Annotated in this window: 14 protein-coding genes and 1 pseudogene; 5 read left to right on the top strand and 10 right to left on the bottom strand. The window is 70.4% G+C overall.

Going from position 1 to position 18,894, the window contains the following annotated elements; all coding sequences use genetic code 11:
* Position 1: 1 nt before the first annotated feature.
* On the top strand, positions 2-1,822 hold the full coding sequence (locus tag EHO50_RS39710; protein ID WP_128436716.1) for a glycoside hydrolase family 15 protein: 1,821 nt from the start codon (positions 2-4) through the stop codon (positions 1,820-1,822).
* Here EHO50_RS39710 and EHO50_RS39705 read toward each other — a convergent pair.
* The 4 genes from EHO50_RS39705 to galE all read right to left on the bottom strand — a co-directional run bounded on the left by EHO50_RS39705 (position 1,731) and on the right by galE (position 8,236).
* The gene (locus EHO50_RS39705; protein ID WP_246101820.1) at positions 1,731-2,507 is read right to left on the bottom strand and encodes a class I SAM-dependent methyltransferase; all 777 of its coding nucleotides are present in this window, start codon (positions 2,505-2,507) and stop codon (positions 1,731-1,733) included. The two genes, EHO50_RS39710 and EHO50_RS39705, sit on opposite strands and share 92 nt — an antisense overlap.
* 7 nt (positions 2,508-2,514) lie before the next feature.
* Positions 2,515-3,771: an aminotransferase class I/II-fold pyridoxal phosphate-dependent enzyme gene (locus tag EHO50_RS45935; protein ID WP_342787053.1), complete on the bottom strand. Its 1,257-nt coding sequence runs from the start codon at positions 3,769-3,771 to the stop codon at positions 2,515-2,517.
* An 18-nt stretch (positions 3,772-3,789) separates the two neighbouring features.
* Positions 3,790-6,942: a putative bifunctional diguanylate cyclase/phosphodiesterase gene (locus EHO50_RS39700; protein ID WP_342787052.1), complete on the bottom strand. Its 3,153-nt coding sequence runs from the start codon at positions 6,940-6,942 to the stop codon at positions 3,790-3,792.
* Positions 6,943-7,147: 205 nt separating this feature from the next.
* On the bottom strand, positions 7,148-8,236 hold the full coding sequence (galE, locus tag EHO50_RS39695) for a UDP-glucose 4-epimerase GalE (RefSeq protein ID WP_128436715.1): 1,089 nt from the start codon (positions 8,234-8,236) through the stop codon (positions 7,148-7,150).
* A gap of 177 nt (positions 8,237-8,413) precedes the next feature.
* Between galE and EHO50_RS39690 the strand changes: the two genes are divergently transcribed.
* The gene (locus tag EHO50_RS39690; protein WP_128436714.1) at positions 8,414-9,397 is read left to right on the top strand and encodes an aldo/keto reductase; all 984 of its coding nucleotides are present in this window, start codon (positions 8,414-8,416) and stop codon (positions 9,395-9,397) included.
* A gap of 62 nt (positions 9,398-9,459) precedes the next feature.
* On the top strand, positions 9,460-10,263 hold the full coding sequence (locus EHO50_RS39685) for a DUF427 domain-containing protein (RefSeq protein WP_128436713.1): 804 nt from the start codon (positions 9,460-9,462) through the stop codon (positions 10,261-10,263).
* On the opposite strand, the gene EHO50_RS39680 is transcribed toward EHO50_RS39685, so the two are convergent.
* Genes EHO50_RS39680 through iolC form a run of 6 tightly spaced genes read right to left on the bottom strand, consistent with a single transcriptional unit; the run spans position 10,253 to position 17,266 of the window.
* Entirely contained in the window at positions 10,253-11,038 is a 786-nt protein-coding gene (locus EHO50_RS39680) for a GntR family transcriptional regulator (RefSeq protein WP_128436712.1), read from the bottom strand. The two genes, EHO50_RS39685 and EHO50_RS39680, sit on opposite strands and share 11 nt — an antisense overlap.
* A 23-nt stretch (positions 11,039-11,061) precedes the next feature.
* A complete protein-coding gene (locus EHO50_RS39675) occupies positions 11,062-12,555 on the bottom strand; it encodes a CoA-acylating methylmalonate-semialdehyde dehydrogenase (RefSeq protein WP_128436711.1) in 1,494 nt (497 codons plus the stop codon).
* 30 nt (positions 12,556-12,585) lie between these two features.
* Complete coding sequence (gene iolD, locus EHO50_RS39670) at positions 12,586-14,463, bottom strand: 3D-(3,5/4)-trihydroxycyclohexane-1,2-dione acylhydrolase (decyclizing) (protein ID WP_128436710.1); 1,878 nt, start codon at positions 14,461-14,463, stop codon at positions 12,586-12,588.
* 8 nt (positions 14,464-14,471) lie between these two features.
* Positions 14,472-15,359, bottom strand: a complete 888-nt coding sequence (gene iolB / locus EHO50_RS39665; protein WP_128436709.1) for a 5-deoxy-glucuronate isomerase — start codon at positions 15,357-15,359, stop codon at positions 14,472-14,474.
* A gap of 25 nt (positions 15,360-15,384) precedes the next feature.
* On the bottom strand, positions 15,385-16,272 hold the full coding sequence (locus tag EHO50_RS39660; protein ID WP_164905078.1) for a Cgl0159 family (beta/alpha)8-fold protein: 888 nt from the start codon (positions 16,270-16,272) through the stop codon (positions 15,385-15,387).
* 34 nt (positions 16,273-16,306) lie between these two features.
* On the bottom strand, positions 16,307-17,266 hold the full coding sequence (gene iolC, locus EHO50_RS39655; RefSeq protein WP_128436707.1) for a 5-dehydro-2-deoxygluconokinase: 960 nt from the start codon (positions 17,264-17,266) through the stop codon (positions 16,307-16,309).
* Between the two features lie 299 nt (positions 17,267-17,565).
* Here iolC and EHO50_RS39650 point away from each other — a divergent pair, with 299 nt between their 5' ends.
* Together EHO50_RS39650 and EHO50_RS39645 are read left to right on the top strand one after the other, a co-directional pair.
* The gene (locus tag EHO50_RS39650) at positions 17,566-18,582 is read left to right on the top strand and encodes a sugar ABC transporter substrate-binding protein (protein WP_128436706.1); all 1,017 of its coding nucleotides are present in this window, start codon (positions 17,566-17,568) and stop codon (positions 18,580-18,582) included.
* Positions 18,583-18,587: 5 nt separating this feature from the next.
* Positions 18,588-18,894: pseudogene (locus EHO50_RS39645) on the top strand (ABC transporter permease); the annotation flags it as partial.

Here is an 18,894-nt window from a genome sequence, read left to right as displayed (position 1 = left end):
CATGAGTTCCCCCATCGAGGATTACGCCCTCATCAGCGACCTGGAAACCGCCGCGATGGTCGGCATGGACGGGTCCCTCGACTGGTTGTGCTTGCCGCGATTCGACTCTCCCGCCTGTCTGGCCGCGCTGCTGGGCACGCGGGCCAATGGTTTCTGGCGGGTGGCTCCGCGTGTGGGTGGGCGCTGTACGCGTCGGCACTACCGGCAGGGCACGCTGGTCCTCGAAACCGAGTGGCGGGGCGCAAGCGGCACGGTTCGGGTCACGGACTTCATGCCGCCGCGTGCGCCGTGCGTGGTCCGCGTAGTCGAGGGCGTGTCGGGTTCCGTGCCCATGCGCAGCGAGCTGCGGCTGCGATTCCACCAGGGCCGTGTCGTGCCGTGGGTCCGGGACGCCGAGGCCGGCACGGTGGCGGTGGCCGGGCCTGACGCCGTCTGGCTGCACGCCGACGGGCCGGTACGCGTGCCGGACCAGCAGGACTCCACCGTGCTCGACTTCACGGTCCCGGCCGGTCACCGGCTGGCCCTGACCCTCGTATGGTCACCGTCGCACCTTCCCGGGGCGCCCGCTGCGCTCTCCGTCCCGGCGGAAACGGCACTGAAGGAGACCTGTGACTTCTGGCGGCGCTGGACCGCCCAGTGCCGCTACGAGGGACCCTGGCGGGACGCGGTGGTACGGTCCCTCATCACCCTCAAGGCGCTCACCTACGCCCCCACGGGCGGCATTGTCGCGGCGCCGACCACCTCGCTTCCCGGATGCATCGGGGGCGAACGCAACTGGGATCACCGGTTCTGCTGGCTGCGCGACTCCACCCTGACCCTGTCCTGCCTGCTGCGCAGCGGTTACCGGGACGAGGCCACGGCATGGCTGAACTGGCTGATGCGAGCCATCGCGGGTGACCCCGCCGAGCTGCAGACCGTGTACGGCGTCGCGGGACAGCGGCTCCTGCACGAGACCGAGGCGCCTTGGCTGCAGGGTTACGAGCAATCGCGGCCGGTCCGGTTCGGGAACTCGGCGGAGGGCCAGTTCCAGCTGGATGTGTACGGCGAGGTCATGGACGCCCTCTGCCTGTCGCTGCAGGCAGGGATCACCATGCCGGCCCGCGTCTGGAGCCTGGTGGAGGCGCTGATGAGCCACCTCGTGCGGCACTGGCGCGAACCCGATCAAGGGCTGTGGCAGGTACGCGGTCCGGGGCGGCAGTTCGTCCATTCCAAGGTCATGGTCTGGGTGGCCGCCGACCGGGCGCTGCGCATGGGGGAGATGCTCGGCCGCGACGGCCCTTCGGCCCAGTGGCGGGCTCTGCGGGACGAGGTGCACCGGGAGGTCTGCCGGGAGGGGTGGGACGCACGGCAGGGCTCCTTCGTGCAGTTCTACGGCTCCTCGGCCCTGGACGCCTCGGCCCTGCTGATCCCCCGGCTCGGCTTCCTGCCGGCGCGGGACGAGCGGGTGCGCGGCACGGTTCGGGCCGCACAGCGGCTGAACCACGGTGGGTTCGTCCGGCGGTACGACCCCGCAGAGCATGGCGTGCACGACGTGGACGGCATGCGCGGCCCCGAGGGCACCTTCGTGGCGTGCACCCTGTGGTACGCCGATGCACTCGCCGCCACCGGGCATCCCGGGCAGGCCCGGGAGGTCTTCGAACGGGCCCTCGCCATCCGCAACGACGTCGGTCTGCTCGCCGAGCAGTGGGACCCGGACGCGGGTCGTCAACTGGGCAACGCGCCGCAGGCGTTCAGCCACATCGCCCTGGTGGAGACGGCGTTCGCCCTGTCATCAGCACCATCCCCGAGTCGCCGTAGTCCGGGAGCGTCGGGTCGGCGTTGATCCGGGTCACCGAGAGCCGCTCGGTCAGCGGCGCGAACACCTCCCGGACGGCGTCCGGGTCCACGGGGCAGCCCGGCCAGCGTGAGGCACGGCCGATGCGGTACGTGGGCATGTTCTCCATGAACGCGGCCACCAGATACCCGCCCGGGACCACGCAGTGGGCGAAGAGGCGGCAGAACTCGGTGAACTCCGTGAAGTCCTCGGTCGCGCCCTCGGCCACGAAGTGCATCGAGGCGAGACTGTACATGCCGGGCGGCAGGGCCCGGACGTCGCCGTGCACGACCCGTACCCGCGACAGTGCCTCCGGAAGGGAGGCCGGAAGGCTCGGGACATTCCGCCTGCACAGCGCGTAGAAGGGCTGCCAGCTGGCGTCGGGGCCGAGGTGGAGCTGCCCGGTCAGATAGGCGACGTTGGCCGCACCCGCCTCCACGGCGTCGACGCGGCGGCCGGCGGAGGCGGCCAGCATGAGCGGGTACAGGTTGGGTCCGGCACCGAACTCCACGGACCGTGCGATGCTCCCGGGTGCCAGCTCCCGGTACAGCCCCGCGTGGTGGGCGATGACCGCCGCGTCGGACGGGTGCAGTTCGCGGTAGTTCTCGGCGAGGTAGTCCTGGACGGGCCAGCTGTCCCAGTCCACGTCGTCGTTGCGGATCGGCACGGCACCTGGGGCCTTGGACGTGGGCATTCCCGGCTCACCTCTTGCGCCTCAGGACGCGGTGCTCGGCCAGCAGACTCAGCGTGTCGTTGAGCCGGTCGATGTCCTCGTCGGAGTTGAGTGCCGTGACCTGGATCCGGAAGCCGACCCGGTCCCGGGGGACGAGGGGGTAGGCCGCGAGCGTCACGTAGATGCCGCGCTCCCACAGGAACCGGGCGACCGCTTCCAGATCGGCGGCGTCGGCGAGCGGGATCTCCACGATCGGGAACTCGCGGATGCTCGGGGTGGCCAGGCCGAGGCCGCGGACGTGTCGGAGCACCCGCACGGTCTTGCGGTGGAGATCGGCACGGATGGCGTCCCCCCGGCGGTCGTTGACCCCCAGACCGGCGAGCGCCGTGGCCAGCGACGCCGTCGGCGAGGGGCCGGAGTAGAGATACGGGCCGGCGGCGGTCTTCAGGTGGTCCTTGAGCCGGGAGGGCAGGGCGAGGAAGGCCAGCAGCGAGGAGTACGCCTTGGAGAAGCCGCCGACGAGCACGATGCCGTCGTAGGTCTCACCCGTGTGCCGGACGACGCTGTTGCCGCGCGATCCGTAGGGGCAGGACTCCGCTGCGGTCCGCTCCCCGATGACACCGAAACCGTGGGTGTCGTCCACGTACAGTGTCGCGCCCCGGTCCCGGCAGATCCGGGCGAGCACCGGCAGGTCGGGGCTGTTCCCGCTCATGCTGTCGACACCGTCCAGGCAGACCAGCCGGGGGCCGTCGGACGGCAGGGCCCGCAGCAGGGCGTCCAGCTCGTCGGGCCGGTCGGCGTGGAAGCGCTGCAGCCGGGCGCCGTGGCCCCGGGCCGACACGCAGCCGTCGTACACGGTCTTGTGCGCTCTGGCCTCGACGAAGACATGGCCCGCTTCGGCGAGGACCGGGATCACCGAGGCGTGGATCAGGGTGGCCGTGGGCAGCAGCAGTGTGTCCGGCGCTCCGAGCAGCGCGGCGAGCCGCTCCTCGATCTCCGGGTAGAGCCGCGGGCTGCCCAGCAGCCGCGACCAGCTGGGGTGCGTCCCCCACCGCCGTACGACCGGTTCGATCTCGTCGATGATCTCGGGGTCCCAGTCGAAGCCCAGGTAGTTGCAGGAAGCGAAGTCGATCAGCCAGTGGTCACCGCTGCGGATGTGCCGGCCGCGCACCTCGTCCAGCACGGCGTCGCTCATGGGGCTCGTCCGCCGCAGGTCGTCGAGGTCCTCCCACCGTGGGTCACGCCTACTTCCCGGGATCCCGACGTCGAGGTCGATGGCTCGCATGGTGCTGCTCCCTTGTGTTCAGGCCCGAGGAGACGGCCGGACGCCGCCGTGCTGTTGGAGCACGGCCTCTCCCTGCTCCACCGTCATCGGCCGGGCGAACAGGTAGCCCTGCCCGTACCCACAGCCGATGTCCGCCAGCAGCTCCCACTGCTGCTGGTTCTCGATGCCCTCGGCGATCACCTGAAGCCCGAGCGTGTCGGCCAGGTGGATGATGCCCTCGACCAGGGCGACCTGTCGGGGATCCTGGGGGACCTCGTCGATGAACGACTTGTCGATCTTGAGTACGTCGATGGGGAAGTCCCGGAGATAGCGCAATGAGGAGTACCCGGTGCCGAAGTCGTCGACCGCGATGCGCACGCCGAGGTCCTTCAACGTCCCGATGAGCGTGTCGATCTGCTCGGTCCGCTGCATGAGCACCGACTCGGTGAGCTCCAGCTGCAGCGTGCCGGGTGCCAGACCGGCGGTGTCCAGGGCCCTGCACACCTCGTCCAGGAAGCCCGTGTCCCGCCACTGCCGGGCGGACACATTGACGCTGAGATACGGCGGTCCGGTCCGCCGGGCGTGGTGCTGCAGCCGGGCGATGTCGGCCGTGGCGTGATGCAGCACCCAGGTGCCCAGCGCCGAGATGTGGCCCGTCTCCTCGGCGAGCGGGATGAACTGCCCCGGTGGGACGGGCTCGCTTCCCAGGCGCGGCCAGCGGGCCAGCGCCTCGAAGCCCACGACCTCGCCCGCGGGGATGTCCACGACCGGCTGGTAGCGCAGGGTGAACTCCTGCTGAGCGATCGCACTGTTGAGGCGCGCCTGCAGGTCGTGGCGTGCCAGCACGCGGGCGCGCTGCTGGGGCTGGTAGCGGCGCCACTGGCGCTTCCCGGACGCCTTGGCCGCGTACAGGGCCAGATCGGCGAGGGCCAGCAGTTCCTCGGCGTTCGGGCTGTCCCTGGCCGTGGCCACACCCACGCTGGCGGAGATGCTCACCGACTCGTCCGCCAGTTGGAACGGCCGGTTGAGCGCCTGGATCACCTGCGCGGCCAGGAGTTCGGCGTCGAGGGGCTGCTTCGCGTCCTCCATCAGTACGGCGAACTCGTCGCCGCCGAGCCGGGCCGCCGTGTCCGTACGGCGCAGCGTCCACGACAGGCGCTGTCCCACGGCGCACAGCAGCCGGTCGCCGACCGAGTGGCCCAGCGTGTCATTGACGATCTTGAAGTCGTCCAGGTCGATGAAGAGCAGACAGGTGATCGTCGATTCACGGCGGCTGCGCAGCAGCGCACGCTCCGTCCGCTCCAGCAGCAGTGTCCGGTTGGGCAGACCGGTCAGCGAGTCGTGGAAGGCCCGCTGGGTGAGTTCGTGCTCCAGCTGACGCTGCTCGGTGACGTCCCGCAACGTCACGACCAGACCGCCCACGGTCCGGTCCTGTCGCAGGTCGCGGCAGCGTACCTCCACCTCGATGCGCGCTCCCTCCCGCACCACCCACCAGTGGTCGTGCGCCTCCTGCCGCCCGCTGTTGCGCAGGGTCGTCAGAGTGCGGATCACCCGGTCCCGATCCTGCGGATCGAGCAGTTCCGGCAGGTGCCTCCCGGTCAGCTCGACGCTGCTGCCGAACACGGCCTGCGCGGACGGAGTGGCGTAGCGGACGGTTGCGTCGTCGTTGACGATGAGAATGACGTCCGTGGCGTTCCGCACCAGGGTGCGGAAGTACGCCTCGCTCTCCGTGCGGATGATCTCCCGCCGCAGCGCGATCCGCTCCGTCGCCAGCCCCGCCTCCGAGGCCAGGATCTCCAGCGAGCCGCGCATCTCGGCGAGCTGCCGCTGTGGGCCGGCCGCCATCAGCGCGCCCGGAAGCTCGCCACCGGCCGGGCGGTCGGGCTGGACCATGGGGCAGACCAGGGTGGTCGGCAGGCCCCCGAGCCGGGCGGCGATCTCCGGCCCCAACACGGTGATGGGGAGCAGGAGGGTGCGGTGGAGGGCGGGATCGGGCGATTTGTTCGAGGACGGCTCGGCACGATCCGTGACCGGTCGGCCGTCGATCCAGATGGGGGACCGCGCGAGTCGCTCGTACAGGTCCTGGGCGTCCCGGGCCGACAGGAGCATGGCCACATGCGGGGTCTTCGGGCCGAACAGCGTGGCGATCGCCGTGTCGCAGGTCCGGGCGATCTCCTCCGGCCAGAACGCGGCCACCAGTGAGGCGGCCGCGGTGCGCAGCGCCTGCTCCCGCGCCACGGCCTTGCGGTGCGCCGCGACCATCACCGCGAGCCGCAGGATCACCAGCAGGAACAGCACAGCTGAGAACGGGCCCAATACCGCCGCGTCGCGCACGTGACCCGCGCGCTCCTCGTACACCAGGATGGCGGGTGGGATCAACGTGGCCGCCGTGAGCAGCAGAAGTCGGCGCCAGGGCGGCAGCAGAGACTGCGGCTGGGAATCCGACGCGGTCAGCTCCGCCATCGAGGGGTGCAGCGCGGCCAGCCCCCAAGCTGTGTAGAAGACGATCCAGCCGGAGTCCAGCAGTGTGCCGGTCTGCCATGTGTCGTTCAGCTGGAGGATCCCGTAGGCGATGTCGAAGCAGAGCAGGGTGAGCGTGCCCAGCACGAGCAGCTGGACGGCACGGTTGGGACCGGATCCGGGGCTGGGGGCCAGCAGCCGTACGAGGAGCGCCAGCACCAGGATGTCCCCGAGCGGGTAGGCGATGCTGATCGCACGCTGCTGCCAGGTGAGGCCCTCCAGGCGGGCGAGCGGCTGCACCAGATACACCCAGACCGGCAGGGCGAGCCCCGCGGTGATGATCAGCGCGTCCAGCAGGCTCGGCAGATCATGGCCCACCCAGCGGTACCGCACCAGACCGAACAGACCCGCGGCGAACAAGGGATACACGGCGAGGTAGCAGGCGTCCGCCGGGGACGGGAACGGATTGGACGCGGCGAAATAGGCCTCCTGCACGTTGTAGTAGGTGTCGCCCGCGGCGAAGGCGAGCAGCCCGGCGGCGAGCACCCACCACGGCCATCGGTGCGCGGGCCGGTGGAGGTGCACACCCGTGAGGACGGCGGCAGCCCCCGCCAGCCCGATGACGGCCCACAGCGGCGTGAGCAGGTCCGGGACGGTCATGTACAGGCCGGTGATGGCCCCGACCAGCGCGACGTGGGCGGCCATCAGCCGGTGGGCCGGCAGCAAGGTCAAGCGCCTCCCCGAATCGGAGGACACCGGGCCGCGCGGAATGTGCCAAATTGCGCTTCCAGTAACGATCATAGGCCCGGTCGGCGACCTGCTGCACCTCCTCCCCCCACCCTCGGCGAGGGTCATGAGGCGTCCCGGCGACAGCCGTGCCAGGCTCCGCTGTCGGCCCGCCCCACGGGCCGTGCGGACAGTCGAAAGCCACACGGCGCTACTCCTTCGCGTCCGGTCGCCAGGAGGAGTCGGCGTAGCCGTGCGGGTTGAGCCGCTGGAAGCGCCAGGCGTCCCGGCACAGGCCTGCGAGATCCCGGGTGGGACGCCAGCCCCAGGCCCGCTTCACCGCGGTCGGGTCGACGACGAGTTCGGCGACGTCTCCCGGGCGGCGGGGCCCGACCTCATGAGGGATGGGCCGGCCGCACTCCCTGGAGAACGCGGCGGCGACATCGAGGACGGAACTGCCTTCTCCGACGCCCAGGTTGTACACGCGCATGCCCGACCTGTCGCCGAGGTGGTCGAGCGCGACGCGGTGCGCCTCGACGGCGTCCATGACATGGAGATAGTCGCGGACCGCGGTTCCGTCATGGGTCGGGTAGTCGTCGCCGAAGACCTCGAGACGCTCCCGCAGGCCGTCGGCCACCTGGGCGAGATACGGCAGCAGGTGGCCGGGCGTGGCGCGGGGATCCTGGCCGAGCAGTCCGCTGGGGTGGGCCCCGGCCGGGGTGGAGTACCGCAGGCACAACACGCTGTACTCGGGGCGGCGGCGGCAGACATCGGCGAGGATCTGCTCGCAGATCCACTTCGAGGCCGCGTACGGGCTGGTGGGCCGGGCCGGCGTGGTCTCTTCCAGCGGCCCGTGTCCGGCGTCGCCGTAGACAGCACAGGACGACGGGTACACGAGCCGGTGCACCCCGTGCTCGTGCATGGCCCCCAGCAGGGCGGTCGTGCCACCCACATTGGTGTCGTAGTACTCGACGGGCATCCGCGTCGACCTGCCCCCGGCCTTGTGCGCGGCAAAGTGCACAACGGCGTCCACGGAGTGTCGGTCGAAGACGGCCGACAGGGCGTGTCGATCACGGATGTCCAGCTCGTAGACCGCACCGACGAAGCGGCCGGCGATCCGTTCCATACGGGCGAAGACCTGCGGAGTGCTGTTGGAGTAGTCATCGACCACGATCACCTCGTAGCCGTGGTCGAGGAGTTCCACGCAGGCGTGGCTGCCCATGAAGCCGGCCCCGCCGGTGACCAGAACGGTCGACGGCGTCCACGGAGCTTCACTTCCCTCGGCTGGTCTGCTCGCCATGGCAGGACACTCCTGCTGGTGTGCACCGTATGTTTACGGCGTATATGTACAACTTTGCACCATTGGTCCCTTGATGGCAAGGCCGCGGTCGCACGGGAGCGCTTGACTTGAAGCGCGCTCCAGCCTGAAGACTCCATTCACGTGCCCCGACCGCGGGCACGAACGGGAGGGAACGACATGAGGTACCGCACCATCGGCACCACCCCGGACACCCGCCGAGAGGTCAGCGTCCTCGCGCTCGGCGCGATGCTGTTCGGCTCGCAGACCGACGAGGAGACCTCCTTCGCCGTGCTCGACCGCTATGTCGAGGCCGGCGGGACCTTCATCGACACGTCCGACAACTACGCCTTCTGGGCCGACGGCGGCCAGGGCGGGCAGAGCGAGGAACTGCTCGGCCGGTGGCGCCGCAGTCGTGGCATCGGCGAGGAGATCGTCATCGCCACCAAGCTCGGCGCCCGCCCGCTCGCCCCCGGCACCAGCTACGTCGACAACGCCGAGGGCCTGTCGGCGAAGGTGATCCGCGAGTCCGCCGAGCGCAGCCGCGACCGGCTCGGCGTGGCGAAGCTGGACCTCCTCTACGCCCACATCGAGGACCAGCGGGTCCCCCTCCAGGAGACCGTCGAGGGATTCGCCGAGCTGGTGAGCGAGGGCTCGGTCGGTCTCCTCGGCGTCAGCAACCACGCGATCTGGCGGGTGGAGCGGGCCCGCGCCCTCGCCGCCGCGGCCGGACTGCCCGGCTACGAGGTGCTCCAGTACGCCCACAGCCACCTGCGGCCCCGCTTCGACGTACCCGAGGGACTCTTCCCCGACGGCAGCCTCGGCCACGCCGGCCCCGACCTGCTCAGCTATCTGCGGGCCGAGCCCGGCCTCACCCTGGTCGCCTACTCGCCGCTGCTGAAGGGCGCCTACACCCACCCGGACCGGCTCCCCGCCGACTTCGACCACCCGGGCACCCCGGCCCGCCTGACCGTACTGCGCGAGGTCGCCCAGGAGACCGGGGCCACCGTCAACCAGGTCGTCCTGGCCTGGCAGATCGGCGCCGAGCTGCCGATCGTCCCGCTGGTCGGCGCGTCGTCCGTGGCCCAGCTGGAGGAGAGCCTGGCCGCCGTGGACCTGGAGCTGACCCCGGAGCAGCGGGCACGGCTCGACGCGGCCCACTGACCACCCGGCCCTCCGAACGCTGCGGGAGTACGCTCCGAAACGGAGCCGAAGGAGAGTGGGCCATGCCTCTGTTCCCCAACGAGCGGAACGTCCGTACGACCCCCGAAGGCCTCCTGTGGGAGCCCAGCGAGCGCTGGGTGCGTGGCCGCAAGGGTGACGTCACCGTCGTCGACAGCCGGCACCCCGTACTCGTGTGGGAGCCCGACCTGCCCGTGCCCTGCTACACGTTCCCGCGTGACGACGTCCGCACGGACCTCCTCCGCCCGGCCAAGAACCCACCGACGGGCAAACACACCGGTTCACACACCTTCTACGACCTCGAAGTCGACGGAGAGCTGGTGGAGAACGCGGCATGGACCTTCCCGGCCGCCGACCTCGCCGGACACATCTCCTTCGAGTGGTTCCGGCGCTGGGGGAGCGGCCTCGACCACTGGTACGAGGAGGAGGAAGAGATCTTCGTCCACCCGCGCGACCCGCACAAACGGGTGGACGCCATGCCCAGCAGCCGCCATGTCCAGATCGAGATCGACGGCACCCTCGTAGCCGACACCCACCGCCCGGTGCTGCTGTTCGAGACCGGGCTGCCGACGCGGTACTACATGCCCCGCGAGGACGTCCGGCTCGACCTGTTCGAGCCCACCGACCACCGCACCGGGTGCCCGTACAAGGGCACGGCCCAGTACTGGACCTGGAGCGGTGAGGGTGAGGTCCCTCGGAACATCGTCTGGAGTTACGCCGAGCCGCTGGCCGCGGTGGGCCCCGTCAAAGGGCTCGTGGCCTTCTACAACGAGGCCGTCGACATCACCGTGGACGGCGAACGACTGGACCGGCCGGTCACCCCGTTCACCGCGAGCCTCAAACCCTGACCAGCAACTGAAAGTCGAACGCGTACCGGGACGCCCGGTAGATGTGCGTCCCGTACTCGACCGGCCGACCCGTGTCGTCGTACGCCGTGCGCTGCATGGTCAGCAGCGCGGCGCCCTCCTTCTCGTCGAGGCGCTCGGCCTCCTCGGCGGTCGCGCAGCGGGCGCCGACGGTCTGGCGGGCGCTGTGCAGGGTGATGCCGACGGCCCGCATCATCCGGTACAGGCCGGTCGACTCCAGGCGGGCCGTGTCGAGGTCGAGCAGGCTCGCGGGGAGGTAGTTGCAGAGAATGGCCACGGGCTGACCGTGGGTGCTGCGCAGCCGCTCCAGGACCGTGACCTCCGCGCCCTCCGCGATGCCGAGCGCGGCCGCGACGTCGGCGGTCGCCGGGACGCGCTCGTTGCGGACGACCTGAGTGGTCGGACCCTGGCCGGCCGCTTCCAGGTCGTCGTAGAGACTGCTGAGCTCCAGCGGGCGCTTGACCTGGCTGTGCACCACCTGGGTGCCCACCCCGCGCCGCCGGACCAGCAGCCCCTTGTCGACGAGCGACTGGATGGCCTGCCGGACGGTGGGCCGGGACAGGCCCAGCCGCACCGACAGGTCGACCTCGTTGCCCAGGAGGTTGCCCGGGGCGAGGGCCCCGTGCTCGATCGCCGCCTCCAGCTGCTGGGCGAGCTGGTAGTACAGCGGCACCGGACTGCCCCGGTCCAGGGCGAAGTCCAGCGAGTCCAGCGCGGAGGCGGACACGGCACGTGCTGAGCCGCGGGTCTTCGCCATGGGACGACCTCCCTGTCAGGGTGTCAGGAGTTGCTGGGGAAACCGAGGTTGATGCCACCGTCGGACGGGTCCGGCCAGCGCGTGGTGATCACCTTGCCCTGGGTGTAGAAGGCGATGCCGTCGTTGCCGTAGATGTGCAGGTCACCGAAGAGCGAGTCCTTCCAGCCACCGAAGGAGTGGTAGCCGACCGGCACCGGGATCGGCACGTTCACGCCGACCATGCCCGCCTTGACCTCCAGCTGGAAGCGTCGGGCGGCGCCGCCGTCGCGGGTGAAGATCGCGGTGCCGTTGCCCCAACGGGAGTCGTTGATGAGCTTGATGGCCTCTTCGTACGTCTCCGCGCGCACCACGGCCAGCACGGGGCCGAAGATCTCGTCCCGGTACGCGTCGGCCGTCAGCGGCACCCGGTCGAGCAGCGAGACACCCAGGAAGAAGCCGTCCTCGTGGCCCTCGACCGAGTAGCCGGTGCCGTCCACGACGACCTCGGCGCCCTGCTCGGCCGCGCTCGCCACGTACGACGCCACCTTGTCGCGGTGCTCGCGCGTGATCAGCGGGCCCATCTCGGACGCGGGGTCGTTGCCGGGGCCGATGCGCAGGTTCTTCGCGCGCTCGGCGATCTTGCCGACCAGCTCGTCGCCGGTGTCGCCGACCGCGACCACGACCGACACGGCCATGCAGCGCTCGCCCGCCGAGCCGTAGGCGGCGTTGATGGCCTGGTCGGCGGCGAAGTCGAGGTCGGCGTCGGGCAGGACCAGCATGTGGTTCTTGGCGCCGCCCAGGGCCTGCACGCGCTTGCCGTGCTCAACTGCCTTGAGCTGGATGTACTTCGCGATGGGCGTCGAGCCGACGAAGGAGACCGCCTCGATGTCCGGGTGCTCCAGGAGCCGGTCCACGGCCACCTTGTCGCCCTGCACGACGTTCAGCACACCGTCCGGCAGTCCGGCCTCGGAGGCCAGTTCGGCCAGCCGGAAGGACGCCGACGGGTCCTTCTCGCTCGGCTTCAGCACAAAGGTGTTGCCGCACGCGATGGCCAGCGGGAACATCCACATCGGCACCATGGCCGGGAAGTTGAACGGCGTGATGCCGGCGACCACACCCAGCGGCTGGCGGATCGAGGCCACGTCCACCCGGGTGGACACCTGCGTCGACAGCTCGCCCTTCAGCTGCACGGAGATCCCGCATGCCAGCTCCACGATCTCCAGACCGCGCGCCACCTCGCCGAGCGCGTCGGAGTGCACCTTGCCGTGCTCGGCGGTGATCAGCTCGGCGATCTCGTCGCGGTGCGCGTCGAGCAGCTCGCGGTACTTGAAGAGGATCGCGGTGCGCTTGGCCAGGGAGGACTGGCCCCAGCTCTCGAAGGCGGCCTTGGCGGAGGCGACGGCGGCGTCCACCTCGTCGACGGTCGCGAAGGCGACCTGCTTCTCCTGGGCGCCGGTGGCCGGGTTGTAGACGGGGGCGAAGCGGCCGGAGCCGCCCTCCACGGGCTTGCCGTCGATCCAGTGGGTGATGGTCTTCATGGTGCGAAAGGGCCTTTCGTAAGGGGGAGTTCAGAGGTGGTGACGGCGTTCGGCGACGTTCCGGTCGTAGCGTTCGCGGGCCTCGACGGCGGCCTCGCGGGAGGCGACCTCGGCCACGGGCACGTCCCACCAGGCCTCGGCGCCCGGCGAGGTCGGGTTCAGGATGTCGGTCTCGACGTACACGCAGGTCGGCCGGTCGGAGGCACGGGCCGTGGCCAGCGCCTCGCGCAGCTCGCGCACCGTCTTGGCGCGCAGCACGTCCATGCCGAGGCTGGCCGCGTTGGCGGCGAGGTCGACGGGGAGCGGGGCGCCGGTGAAGGTGCCGTCGGCGGCGCGGTAGCGGTAGTCGGTGGCGAAGCGCTCGGCGCCGATCTCGGCCGACAGGCCGCCGATGGAGGCGTAGCCGTGGTTCTGGATCAGGACGATGTTGACCGGCAGCCCTTCCTGGACCGCGGTGACGATCTCCGTCGGCATCATCAGGTAGGTGCCGTCGCCGACCAGCGACCACACGGCCGTGTCCGGGGCGGCCTGCTGGATGCCGATCCCGGCCGGGATCTCGTAGCCCATGCAGGAGTAGCCGTACTCCAGGTGGTACTGGCGCGGTGAGCGGGACCGCCACAGCTTGTGCAGGTCGCCCGGGAGCGAACCGGCCGCGTTGATCACCACGTCGTCGTCGCCGACGACCGCGTCCAGCGCGCCCAGCACCTGGGTCTGCGTCGGTACGGCGCTCTCGTCGTCGGCACGGTAGGCGGCCTCGACCACTGCGTCCCAACGCTCCTTGCCGGCGCCGTACTCGGCCTCGTACGCCGCGTCCACCCGGTGGCCGGAAAGCGCCTCCGTGAGGGCCGTGAGCCCGGCCCGCGCGTCGCAGACCAGCGTGCGCGCGGCCAGCTTGTGCGCGTCGAAGCCGGTGATGTTGAGGTTCAGGAAGCGTACGTCCGGGTTCTGGAAGAGCGTGCCCGAGGCGGTCGTGAAGTCCGTGTATCTCGTCCCCACGCCGATCACCAGGTCGGCCGCGCGGGCGATGTCGTCGCTGACCGAGGTGCCGGTGTGGCCGATGCCGCCGAGGTCGGCGGGGTGGTCGTAACGCAGCGAGCCCTTGCCGGCCTGGGTGGAGGAGACCGGGATGCCGGTGGCCTCGACGAAGGCCTTCAGCGCCGCCTCGGCCTCGCTGTGGTGGACGCCGCCGCCCGCCACGATCAGCGGGCGCTCGGCGGCCCGGATCGCCTCGACGGCCTCCGCCAGCTCGACCGGGTCGGGCGCGGGGCGCCGTACGTACCAGACGCGCTCGGCGAAGAACTCCTGAGGCCAGTCGTACGCCTCCGCCTGGACGTCCTGGGGAAGCGCCAGCGTCACCGCGCCGGTCTCGGCCGGGTCGGCGAGCACGCGCATGGCGTTCAGCGCGGACGGGATCAGGGCCTCGGGGCGGGTGATCCGGTCGAAGTAGCGGGAGACCGGGCGCAGGGTGTCGTTGACCGACACGTCCGCCTCCGTCGGGTGCTCCAGCTGCTGGAGCAGCGGGTCGGGGGCGTGCGAGGCGAAGTAGTCGCCGGGGAGGAGGAGGACGGGCAGACGGTTGATGGTGGCGAGGGCGGCACCGGTGACGAGGTTCGTCGCGCCGGGGCCGATGGACGTCGTCACCGCCTGCGCCGAGAGGCGGTTGAGCTGACGGGCGTAGCCGACGGCCGCGTGCACCATGGACTGCTCGTTGCGGCCCTGGTGGTACGGCATGACGTCCTCGCCCGCCTGGACCAGGGCCTGGCCGATGCCGGCCACATTGCCGTGGCCGAAGATGCCCCAGGTGCCGGCGATCAGCCGGTGCCGTACACCGTCGCGCTCGGTGTACTGGACGGACAGGAACCGCACCAGCGCCTGGGCGACGGTCAGGCGGACGGTGGATTGGCTCATCGAGGACCTCACTGGGATGGAGCGGTGTAGAGGGGCAGACGGGGGTCGACGGGCTGGTCCGGCCAGGTGCCGCGGATCCAGGCGTGGTCGGGGTGGTCGCAGATCAGCCAGGCGCGCTCGGCCTCGGGGCCCGCCATGACGTTGAGGTAGTACATGTGGTGGCCGGGCACTGCCATGGAGGGCCCGTGCCAGCCGTCGGGGATCAGCACGACGTCGCCACCGCGCACCTCCGCCAGGACGTCGGTGTTACGGCCGTGTCCGGACGGGGAGACGCGCTGGTAGCCGAGGCCGGGGGTGCCGTCGTGGTCGGCGAACTCGAAGTAGTAGACCTCTTCCAGCACCGACTCCTCGCCGGGGCGGTGCTCGTCGTGCTTGTGCGGCGGGAAGGACGACCAGTTGCCGCCCGGCGTGATCACCTCGACCGCGATCAGCTTGTCGCACTCGAAGACCCCGGCCGCGCCGAAGTTGTTCACCTGACGGCTGCTGTTGCCGGTGCCGCGCAGCTCCACCGGCACCGACGACGCCGGGCCGTACCGGGCGGGCAGCCGCCGTGTGCAGCGCGCGCCGGTCAGCGCGAACCGTCCGCCGCCGGTCGACGAGACGGTCGTACGGGCATCGCGCGGCACGTAGGCGAAGTCGCTCACGCCGCTGAACACGCTGTCACGGCCGGTGAGTCGGAAGGTGTCATGGCCGAAATCGTCCGTATTCTCGACCGTGCAGCCTCCGCTCAGCGACAGGACGATCCACTCGCTGTCACCGGTGTCGAAGCTGTGCGAGCCGCCGGGCGGCAGCTCCAGGATCCGCAGGCTGGAGTAGCCCCAGCCGGCCTTCTCGGGCGTGACGTCCACGACGTACGGGCCGCCGAGCGCCTTTCCCGCGGGAAGGTGATAGGTCATCGTGTTCTCCGCCTCACAATCCGGGTCACAACAGGCCGACGGCCGTGTCCACCGCCGTCTCCACGCTGCCCTCGGCCGGGTAGAGCAGCGAGCGTCCGACGACCATCCCCTGCACGGTGGGGAGCCGGAGCGCCTTGCGCCAGCGCTCGTACGCCCCGGCTTGTTCTTCGGCGGAGCCCCCGACCTCACCGCCGAGCAGGACGACGGGGAGCGTGGACGTCTCAAGAACTTCGGCCATGTCGTCGGGGTCATGGGTGACGGGCAGTTTCAGCCAGGTGTACGCCGAAGTGCCGCCCAGACCCGACGCGATGGCGATCGACTTCGTGACGGCCTCGGCGGACAGGTCGTTACGCACCTGGCCGTCGATCCGCCGGGAGATGAACGGCTCGACGAACAGCGGGAGTTGCCGGGCGGCCATGTCGTCGATGGCGCGGGCCGTGGTCTCCAGGGTGGTCAGCGAGCCCGCGTCCTCGTAGTCGATGCGCACCAGCAGCTTGCCCGCGTCGAAGCGCAGCCGGGCGATGTCCTCGGCGCGGTGACCGGTGAAGCGGTCGTCCATCTCGAAGGACGCCCCGGCCAGGCCGCCGCGGTTCATGGAGCCCATGACAACCTTGTCGTCGAGGACGCCGAGGAGCAGCAGGTCCTCCAGGATGTCGGCGGTGGCCAGCACCCCGTCGACGCCGGGCCGCGACAGCGCGATGCAGAGACGTTCCAGCAGATCGGCCCGGTTGGCCATGGCCAACCTCCGGTCGCCGACGCCGAGCGCGCCGCGCGCCGGGTGGTCGGCGGCCACGATCATCAGGCGGCCGCTGTCGCCGATCAGCGGTCGGCGCACCCGGCGTGCTGCGGCCTCGGCGATCGCCTCGGGGTGCCGGGCTCTGACCGCGGTGAGGTCGGGGATGGTCATGCTCAAAGGAAAGCTCCGTTCAGGGATGCTCGGTCGGCCGTCACGACGCCTGCGCGAGGAGGTCCTCGACCTCGGACTCGGTGGGCATCGCGGAGGAGCAGGCGAGGCGGGAGGCGACGAGGGCGCCGGCGGCGTTGGCGTACCGCATGGTTGTGGCCAGTTCCCAGCCGGACAGCAGCCCGTGGACCAGCGAGCCGCCGAAGGCGTCGCCCGCGCCGAGCCCGTTGGCCACCTCGACCGGCACCGGCGGCACCTCGGCCTCCGTGCCGTCGCGGTGCACCGCCAGCACGCCCTTGGGGCCCTGCTTGACCACCGCCAGCTCGACGCCGGCCGCCAGCAGCGCCTCGGCGCAGGCGCGCGGCTCGCGGACGCCGGTGGCGACCTCGCACTCGTCGAGGTTGCCGACCGCGACCGTGGCGTGCCGCAGCGCCTCGGCGTAGTACGGGCGGGCCTCCTCCGGGTCCCGCCAGAACATGGGGCGCCAGTCGAGGTCGAAGACCGTGGTGCCCGCCTTGTCGCGCGCCTTGAGGGCGGCGAGGGTGGCGGAGCGGCTCGGCTCCTCGCTCAGGCCGGTGCCGGTGATCCAGAAGACCCGGGTCGAGCGGATGGCCCAGTAGTCAAGCTCGTCGGAATGTATCTCCAGGTCAGGCGCCTTAGGCTGCCGGTAGAAGTACAGCGGGAAGTCGTCCGGCGGGAAGATCTCGCAGAACGTCACCGGCGTCGGGTACGCCGCGACCGGCGTCACCCAGCGGTCGTCGACGCCGAAGTCCTTCAGGGCCTCGTGCAGGTAGGCGCCGAACGGGTCGTCGCCGGTGCGGGTGATCACCGCGGTGGTACGGCCCAGCCGGGCGGCGGCGACGGCGACGTTCGCGGCCGAGCCACCGAGGAATTTGCCGAACGTCTCCACCTGCGTCAGAGGTAGGCCAGACTGCAGGGGGTAGAGATCAACTCCTATCCTTCCCATCGTGATCAAGTCGAAGGACTTGGCTGACTCGGCCATGCGCGACGCTCCTACAGCTGGACAGGGGGTGCGGGTCCCAGCGGGCCTGCCGCCTCCCAGGTGTAGGGCGTGGAGGCCGACGCTGTCAATACTTTGTACTTACATTCGGACCTGAGTGTGAAATGATGTCTTAACAAAGTATTGACAGCGGGCGCATCCAGGGATTGGATCCCTTCCCAGCGAACCCGCCGTGTTCTACGGCACACGACCCGGACTTCCCAGGGGTCCGGGCCATGGATCCAGTGATCATCCCTTTCCCCCCGTCGCACACCCCCGTCGCACAGTGAGGTGCTGGAAAGATGGACCGCTACTACCCCCGCTCCCGCAAGCTGGCCCCTATGGTGGCCATGGCTGCCGCGGCTGCGCTGACCCTCGCAGGATGCTCCAGCAGCTCCGGTGGCAAGCAGGCCGAGGAGGGTGGGGAGAACGCTTCCGCGGGCAAGGCCAACACCCCCCGGATGACCGTCGCTCTGGTCACGCACCAGTCGGCCGGTGACACCTTCTGGGACATCGTCCGCAAGGGCGCCGAGGCCGCCGCCGCGAAGGACAACGTCAAGCTGATCTACTCCAACGACCCGAACGCCGGCAACCAGGCCAACCTGGTCCAGAACGCGATCGACCAGAAGGTCGACGGCATCGCGATCACCCTCGCCAAGCCCGACGCCATGAAGGACGTCGTCAGCAAGGCGAAGGCCAAGGGCATACCGGTGGTCGGCCTCAACTCCGGTGTGAGCGAGTGGCAGAAGCTCGGTCTGATGGAGTTCTTCGGACAGGACGAGACCGTCGCGGGCGAGGCGCTCGGCAAGCGGCTGAACGAGGCCGGCGCCAAGAAGGCCGTCTGTGTCATCCAGGAACAGGGCAACATCGGCCTGGAGCAGCGCTGCGCGGGTGTGAAGAAGACCTTCGAGGGTGACGTCGAGAACCTCAACGTCAACGGCACCGACATGCCGTCCGTGAAGTCGACGATCACCGCGAAGCTCAAGACGGACAGCGACATCGACTACGTCGTCGCCCTCGGCGCCCCGTACGCGCTGACGGCCGCGCAGTCCGTGGACGAGGCGGGCAGCAAGGCGAAGGTCGCCACCTTCGACCTCAACAACCAGCTGACCGGAGCGATCAAGAAGGGCGACATCGAGTTCGCCGTCGACCAGCAGCCCTACCTGCAGGGCTACCTGGCGATCGACTCCCTGTGGCTCTACAAGAACAACGGCAACTACATGGGCGGCGGCGAGGCACCGGTGCTGACCGGACCTGCCTTCGTCGACAAGACGAATGTCGAGACGATCGACAAGTTCGCCGCGAAGGGCACTCGGTGACGAACATGACCCAACAGGCTGAGCCGGCGGTGACCTCACCGCCGGCCCCCGGCCCCGGCAAGGAATCCGACGGGCGTACCCAGCAGCGGCCAGTGGCGCTGCGTCTTCTCGCCCGTCCCGAGGTGGGCGTCTTTCTCGGCGCCGTCGCGGTGCTGATCTTCTTCCTCATCACGGCTCCGGCCGTGCGTGACGGCAGCTCGATGGCGAACATCCTGTACCAGTCGTCGACCATCGGGATCATGGCTCTGCCGGTCGCGCTGCTGATGATCGGCGGCGAGTTCGACCTGTCCTCCGGTGTCGCCGTGATCACCT

This window comes from Streptomyces cyaneus, from assembly GCF_004028635.1.
GTDB classification, from domain to species: domain Bacteria; phylum Actinomycetota; class Actinomycetes; order Streptomycetales; family Streptomycetaceae; genus Streptomyces; species Streptomyces cyaneus.
The sequence above is the reverse complement of the archived record's forward strand: the minus strand, read 5'-3'. Positions and strand labels throughout refer to the sequence as shown.

Excerpts from the sequence above, each read along its gene's own strand:
- EHO50_RS39690 (WP_128436714.1), top strand. The coding sequence starts at position 8,414 with ATGAGGTACCGCACCATCGGCACCACCCCGGACACCCGCCGAGAGGTC.
- EHO50_RS39675 (WP_128436711.1), bottom strand. The coding sequence starts at position 12,555 with ATGAAGACCATCACCCACTGGATCGACGGCAAGCCCGTGGAGGGCGGC.
- iolC (WP_128436707.1), bottom strand. The coding sequence starts at position 17,266 with ATGGCCGAGTCAGCCAAGTCCTTCGACTTGATCACGATGGGAAGGATA.
- EHO50_RS39650 (WP_128436706.1), top strand. The coding sequence starts at position 17,566 with ATGGACCGCTACTACCCCCGCTCCCGCAAGCTGGCCCCTATGGTGGCC.
- galE (WP_128436715.1), bottom strand. The coding sequence starts at position 8,236 with ATGGCGAGCAGACCAGCCGAGGGAAGTGAAGCTCCGTGGACGCCGTCG.
- EHO50_RS39705 (WP_246101820.1), bottom strand. The coding sequence starts at position 2,507 with ATGCCCACGTCCAAGGCCCCAGGTGCCGTGCCGATCCGCAACGACGAC.
- iolD (WP_128436710.1), bottom strand. The coding sequence starts at position 14,463 with ATGAGCCAATCCACCGTCCGCCTGACCGTCGCCCAGGCGCTGGTGCGG.
- EHO50_RS39685 (WP_128436713.1), top strand. The coding sequence starts at position 9,460 with ATGCCTCTGTTCCCCAACGAGCGGAACGTCCGTACGACCCCCGAAGGC.
- EHO50_RS39680 (WP_128436712.1), bottom strand. The coding sequence starts at position 11,038 with ATGGCGAAGACCCGCGGCTCAGCACGTGCCGTGTCCGCCTCCGCGCTG.
- EHO50_RS39710 (WP_128436716.1), top strand. The coding sequence starts at position 2 with ATGAGTTCCCCCATCGAGGATTACGCCCTCATCAGCGACCTGGAAACC.
- iolB (WP_128436709.1), bottom strand. The coding sequence starts at position 15,359 with ATGACCTATCACCTTCCCGCGGGAAAGGCGCTCGGCGGCCCGTACGTC.
- EHO50_RS45935 (WP_342787053.1), bottom strand. The coding sequence starts at position 3,771 with ATGCGAGCCATCGACCTCGACGTCGGGATCCCGGGAAGTAGGCGTGAC.